This window comes from Flavobacteriales bacterium (genome assembly GCA_019694795.1).
In the GTDB taxonomy this organism is placed as follows: Bacteria; Bacteroidota; Bacteroidia; order Flavobacteriales_D; family UBA2798; genus UBA2798.
The window spans coordinates 1-6,366 of the sequence record JAIBBF010000097.1 but is presented as its reverse complement, the minus strand read 5'-3'; the positions used below and the strand labels follow the sequence as shown (position 1 = coordinate 6,366).

General features: G+C 42.0%; 5 protein-coding genes. 2 read left to right on the top strand and 3 right to left on the bottom strand.

What is annotated here, in order from left to right:
• Window positions 1–485: 485 nt before the first annotated feature.
• Genes K1X56_14605 through K1X56_14595 form a run of 3 tightly spaced genes read right to left on the bottom strand, consistent with a single transcriptional unit; the run spans window position 486 to window position 3,046 of the window.
• Entirely contained in the window at window positions 486–1,904 is a 1,419-nt protein-coding gene (locus K1X56_14605; GenBank protein MBX7095950.1) for an alpha/beta hydrolase, read from the bottom strand.
• Window positions 1,905–1,916: 12 nt separating this feature from the next.
• Entirely contained in the window at window positions 1,917–2,345 is a 429-nt protein-coding gene (locus tag K1X56_14600) for a nuclear transport factor 2 family protein (protein ID MBX7095949.1), read from the bottom strand.
• A gap of 59 nt (window positions 2,346–2,404) precedes the next feature.
• Window positions 2,405–3,046 (bottom strand): NAD(P)-binding domain-containing protein, encoded by a 642-nt coding sequence (locus tag K1X56_14595; protein ID MBX7095948.1) that lies wholly within the window; start codon window positions 3,044–3,046, stop codon window positions 2,405–2,407.
• A 150-nt stretch (window positions 3,047–3,196) separates the two neighbouring features.
• Here K1X56_14595 and K1X56_14590 point away from each other — a divergent pair, with 150 nt between their 5' ends.
• Both K1X56_14590 and K1X56_14585 read left to right on the top strand, forming a co-directional pair.
• Window positions 3,197–5,815: an OmpA family protein gene (locus tag K1X56_14590; protein MBX7095947.1), complete on the top strand. Its 2,619-nt coding sequence runs from the start codon at window positions 3,197–3,199 to the stop codon at window positions 5,813–5,815.
• A gap of 105 nt (window positions 5,816–5,920) precedes the next feature.
• A partial coding sequence (locus K1X56_14585; protein MBX7095946.1) for a hypothetical protein occupies window positions 5,921–6,366 on the top strand: 446 nt, incomplete at its 3' end.

The window sequence follows — 6,366 nt, the reverse complement described above, 5'->3', positions numbered from 1 at the left end:
TCAACGCCGTAAGAAACAAGCTCGTACACCGTATCTGGGCCGTAATCGAAAGACAAGCACCCTATATGTACAAAGAAGAATTTTTATCAATGTGATAAAATCACTTGACTTTAAACATAGAAATCTGAGTGCTCTTTGTGTCTGAGTGGTATGCCACCCGCCCTGCAACCATCCGATTCCACGCTCCGCTTTGAATGACACACGGATTCTTTTCCCCTTCTACCTTACTACCCTCTTCCCACTTCCCTTCGTGCTCTACTTTAAATTTTCTAAGTGCAACTGAGTGCTCTTCGTGTCTGAGTGGTATGCCACCCACCCTGCACCATCCGAATCCACGCTCCGCTCTGAATGACGTGCGGTGTGTACTACCATTTCACTACTCCTTTTTTTTCCTACTACCCTTCTACCCACTACCTATTTTTCCTTACTACCCACTACCCTCTTCCCACTACCCATTTTCCCTTCTACCCTCTTCCCACTACCCTCTACCTATTTCCTTTCCCCTGTGGTAATCCAAAAATAATCCCAACCATATCCCCCATCACCTCTTCCGAGAAGGTCTCTTCAATCTTGTTGTATTCATTGGGAGATCCTGTGGTACAATGCTGGAAAAGGTGATTGAGTCCGGGGTAAATCTTCGATTGATAATGCTTATTCCCTCCCGACTGAAGCGCTGCTTCGATGGCGGATACATTTTCTTTGGCGGGGACCTGCAAATCTTTATCGCCGTTTAAAATGAAAACCGGACACTTCACTTTTTTCAAAACAAGAGCGGGATCGTGACGAATAAAATAGAGCATCCAGGTAGAGGTGGATGAAAATATGATTTGATTGATGTACATATTTTTATTCATACCAGTGGGAATATCGAGCACATGATCGCGATCGGCCAATACGTTAAGGGTATCTCTTAATTCGTTCACCATTTTATCTTTATCGGTGTTGCGGACAATTATCTCAAAGCATTTGGTATTGATGGCTTTCATTTTCTGAATTTCAGATTCCTCTTCCCCATTGGCACGGGCGATTAATTCCTGCTGCAACAATAAAAGCTGGTCGCCACGAATTCCGGTTCCCGCCAATAGAATAATAAAAGCTACATCTTTATTTCTCGCTGCAACCATCGGCGCAATGATTCCGCCTTCGGAGTGACCCGCAAGTCCGATTCGTTTTTTATCGATTTCTTTTCTGCTTTTCAAATACTGAACCGCACTTTCTGCATCGGTGGAAAAATCATAGGAAGTCGCTGAATGAAATTCACCTTTCGATTGACCCACACCGCGATCGTCGAATCGCAAAACGCCAATTCCTTTTCTGCTCAGATAATCGGCAATGATTAAAAAAGGTTGATGTCCCAATAATTCCTCATTGCGGTTTTGTGGACCACTTCCCGAAATCATCACAACAGCAGGAACCGGTTTATCGGCATGCGGATAAGTGAGTGTCCCCGCTAATTCAATTCCCGCTTTTTTATTTTTAAAAACGATGTCCTCAGACACATAGGGAATCGGTTCTTTAATGGTTTGCGATCGCTTGCGTTCGGTTTTTACTACTTCATTCCGACCTAACTCTAAAGGATGGCTTTGTCCGGCCTGACGAAAATTACCGCTGATCTTTTCCTTTTCGTATTTGCCCTTGTATTCAATTTGTGCCTGGGGTAGTTTTAATATCAATTCTCCATTGGAGAAAGACCACTCATCCACCGGAATATCGAATGCTTTTTGATCGGGAGAATCCATGGTAACCACCATACTATCTGCCACCACTTTAAAATTGAAATCGACACGCAGTTCCATCATGCCTACATCCAATAAGCCATGCCACTTACCAATCAAAACAGCCTGATGTTGGGCAAAAAGTGAACATGAAAAAAAGGAGAAAAGCGAAATCAGAAAATATTTCATTGCAAGAAAAATTTATACGCGTAAAAATTTATGGTGATAACGGAACAAGGAAATTTTCCAAACGCCATTTTCTTTCACCAGGTGAATATCATAGGTTCCCACCAGGGTGAGTGTTCCTCCTTTTGCTCCGGATTTGGAATGATGCATTTCATTGCAGTAAAAATGAGAAGTAGCTCTTTCATTTTGCACGAAGATGGTCATGTTACTGATCTGATGTTGCAACGCATCCACTTCTTTTAAACTATTGCTCCATAAATGAGCAATCTGGTCGGCATTTAAACGATGTTGTTCGCCACCTACCAGTGAACTGATATCGAAAACCACTTCTTTAGCGAAGCATTCTTTAAGCGTTATCCACTCCTTGTTATCGAGCGAAAAAAACAATTGGTTAATCACTAATCCAACCGCTTCACGATCGAGCATATATACAAAAGGATCCATGCAAAAATTAAATTGGTATCAAAATTAAAACGTGTTACAGAAATAAAGCATTAGGTGATTTAAGCACCAACCATTCGGAAACCGTGATTCCATTTTCCATCGCGGATTCCGGGAATGCACCACAACATACAAAGTGGTTCAATGGCACGAGCCGAGGTGGCCATACCCATATCCACCGGTTGAAATCCGAATTGATATAAAATATCCTTCACTACTTTTTTTGCATTTTCATCATTGCCGCAATAAAACATACTCAGTTTTTCATTACCGAATTTCGGATGAACCATGTGCGCATTTCCAATGGAATTAAATGCTTTTACAAATCGTGCATCGGGAAAATCCTGTTGCAGTTTTTCCATAAGTGAAGAATTGGGACCCGTAAAAAATTTCAACACTCCGTTTTCCGGTGCTTCTTCGGCAATGGGATTGGTGGTATCGATAATAATCTTCCCTTTTATTTCTTCTCTTCCGCATAATTCGAGTGCCTTATCGGCAATGGTTCCTTTAACGGCCAATACAATTAATTCTCCAAATGCTGCAGTATCGGCAAAGGATCCGGATTTGATTCCTTCATTGTTCCGCAACCAGGCTTCCAGTTTTTTCGGATCGCGCGAACCGATCATTACATCATATCCTTCGCGGAAAAATCCTTTGGCCAGTACCTGTGCCACTACTCCGCTGCCGATAACTCCAATTTTCATATGCTTTTGTTTTTCATAATTACTACGGTAAAATACGGATTTGAATCACATGTGACGCAAGTTTTTAGGTGCTTTTTTTAAGAAATACGAAGTTTAACGTAGTGTCTTCATCACGAAGTGATTGCACCTTTGATAAAAATTAAGCTTCAAATGAAACTCAACAGCTCAACACCCATCAAGTCGCTCTTGTTCCTGCTCTTTTTTGTAATGGCAGGCAGCAGTATGGCGCAAATGACCTACAGCGAATTCCGCTCAAGGTACAGTCCGCACAACGAACCTGGTATCGATCCCAAAAACGAGGGCGTAAAAGCCGCCAAGAACATGTCTCCTTCGGAATTGGGAATGTATTTGGGTCAGTTCATCGATGAAAACAATAAGGATGTTTTCATGAACATCATTACCTCAATTCCGCGCGATCATGCCGGTAAAACCATCGATGCCATGGTGGCCAATAAAGTAATCCGTGGTTTAAACTGGATGAAAGATGAATGGGTGCGTGAAGTAATGTGGTACGTTTCGGAACCAACCTATAATAAACTGGCGCCTTATGTGACTGCCATTTCCGATTGGAATGGTGTTCCCGAAGGCACCTCTTACAAAAACATGAAAGCCTTCCAGCCGATGTTTGCCGGACTCGGTTACGATATTGCCTGGGGCGGATTTCGCGGTGTAAACAAATGGATTGAAGGATACAATTCCAACACTTCTAAAACAGCTCCTGATGGAAGCACCGTAATGCTGGATCCATTAATGAATAATATGCATTGGAATAAAGGGATTGGTGTATACGGAGGATTATATCTGAGTAAAAAAACCGGTCTCGATGTTTCCTTTTCACACCGTGGCGCAACTGCCGAAGGTATTTTAGGTGGCGGTTCGTACACCCGGGTGATAAAATACGCGGGGAATTATATTGGACTCGGATTAATGAATCACAAACACAAAGGGAAATTTGATTTTTATCGTACCTGGGGACTCAACGCTACGATGGGTTCATTGCAAAAACGCCTGGATGTAGGAAGTTCAAAAGGTGATTATGAAAAAATCGACGGGAAATATTTCAGCGCAGGTATCTACTGGAAATATTACATCCAATATCAACCCAGCGAAAAATTACCATTGATGATTTCCATAAATCCTTATTTCAATCTCAATTTTATGAAACAGGATTTCAGTGGGCTCAACACATCTATTCCGAATAATTTCACCGGCGATTTAAATGATTTAAAAAGTGGTGTTTCCAATATTGGTGCACAACTTTCTGTAGCATGGAATTTCCGCGTGAAGAAAAAACCTGAACCTGTTAAAGACCTCATGGTAAAACGCGACAATACCATGAACACCATTTTCGATGAATTAAATCCGATTGTTTCTCCTGATGGTAAAACCATTTACTACTCGAGAAACAACGATATCCGCAATACCAGCGGAACAGATGATTCGCAGGATATGTGGATGGCCGATGTATCGAATGGTGTAGAGAATGCTCCTGCCACTCACCTTGGTGCTCCGTTTAATAAACTTCGTTATAACTATATGGCAGGTATTACTCCGGATGAAAACACCATTATGATTTCGGGTGCATTTAAAAATGGTGAAATGAAAGGAAAAGGATATTCACTCACCTACCGTACAAAAGATGGATGGAGTTCTCCTGAAATGATGGTGATCGACGGATTCCAGGAAATGTGTCTGGGCGATTATGCCGGTGCTTCATTATCGAACGACGGAAAACATCTGGTGCAATATTTCTCTGAGAAAAAAGATCCGGAATCGTACGATTTGTATGTATCGCATCTGAAAGATGACGGAACATGGACGCGTCCGAAAAAATTAGGTAATGTAAACACCAGTGATAATGAAATGTCGCCATTCCTCGCTTCGGATGGGGTAACACTTTACTTCTCATCGAACCGTTCGGGTGGACTCGGTAACAATGATATTTATGTTGCAAAACGTCTGGATGACACCTGGCAAAACTGGTCGGCACCTGTTAACATGGGTCCCGAAGTAAACTCCGATAAATGGGATGCTTACTACACCATCGATGCACAAGGTAAATACGCTTACAAAGTATCGTACGAACATGCAGGAATGGGATCGGATATCGTTCGCATTAAACTGAAAGAAGAAGTTCAGCCTGATCCGGTTGTATTGGTAAAAGGTCGCGTGTTAAATGCGAAAACCAAAGAACCACTCGAAGCAAATGTTGCGTTTAACTCCATTAACAACAACACTCAAAGTGGTATTGCACGTACCAATCCAAGCACGGGTGAATACAAAATTGTATTACCGTATGGATCTGAATATTCATTCTTAGGTTCCGCTAAAAACTTCGTGGCGCAGTCGAACAATATCGACCTCAATACCAAAGGCGAGTACCGCGAAATTGAAATGGATATTCTTCTTTATCCGATTGAAGTTGGTTCTACCATTCGTTTGAACAACATCTTCTTTGAAACCGGTAAAGCAACACTCGATGGAAAATCGACACAAGAGTTGGATCGTCTGGTGCGCGTGCTGGAAGAAAATCCGAATATGGAAATTGAAGTGAGTGGTCACACCGACAACGTGGGTTCTGCTGATCTCAATAAAAAATTATCGGCAGATCGTGCTGCGGCAGTGGTAACTTACCTCACTTCTAAAGGCATCTCCAAATCAAGATTAAAATCGTCCGGTTACGGAATGGAACGTCCGGTGGCCGACAATGCAACAGATGAAGGCAAAGCGATGAATCGTCGCGTTGAATTCACCATAACGAAAAATTGACGGTTGAGAGTCAATTTGCAAGCGGAAACGGCGATCGGATTATTCTGGTCGCCGTTTTTATTTCTAACCCTTCCATAACTGTTCCTTTCTTTTGTATCTTTCCGTATGCGTCGCTTAATCTTAAGTGCAATCCTGATTTTTTTCCTGTGCTATTTGGCCATGGGGCAAACTCAATCACCCTTAAAACGCTATTGGGAATTTTTACAACATGATTCAATCCAACAGAATAAATTTTTAATGCCGGCGGCTCACTTTATGATGAGCGAAAATGGTGCGGTGACTGCAGCAGGCAGAGGAACTTACTTATCGCTGGGAATAAATGCGGCCCGTTTATTTTCCAAAAAATTCGAATTGGGATTTCATATCGAAATGAAAGTCTGGAAAGGTTTATGGCCCGTGAATTATAGTTCAGATTTTGTGAATGGTTTTAATCAGAATTACGCCAACACCCTGGGTGATGCCAAGGATTCTGCCAGAGCCGAAGTGCTGTACAAAGCTATTAATGGCAGTGAATCATATTCTTTTCGAGGCACTTTTTATGGTTCCTATGC

Excerpts from the sequence above, each read along its gene's own strand:
- K1X56_14605 (MBX7095950.1), bottom strand. The coding sequence starts at position 1,904 with ATGAAATATTTTCTGATTTCGCTTTTCTCCTTTTTTTCATGTTCACTT.
- K1X56_14600 (MBX7095949.1), bottom strand. The coding sequence starts at position 2,345 with ATGGATCCTTTTGTATATATGCTCGATCGTGAAGCGGTTGGATTAGTG.
- K1X56_14595 (MBX7095948.1), bottom strand. The coding sequence starts at position 3,046 with ATGAAAATTGGAGTTATCGGCAGCGGAGTAGTGGCACAGGTACTGGCC.
- K1X56_14590 (MBX7095947.1), top strand. The coding sequence starts at position 3,197 with ATGAAACTCAACAGCTCAACACCCATCAAGTCGCTCTTGTTCCTGCTC.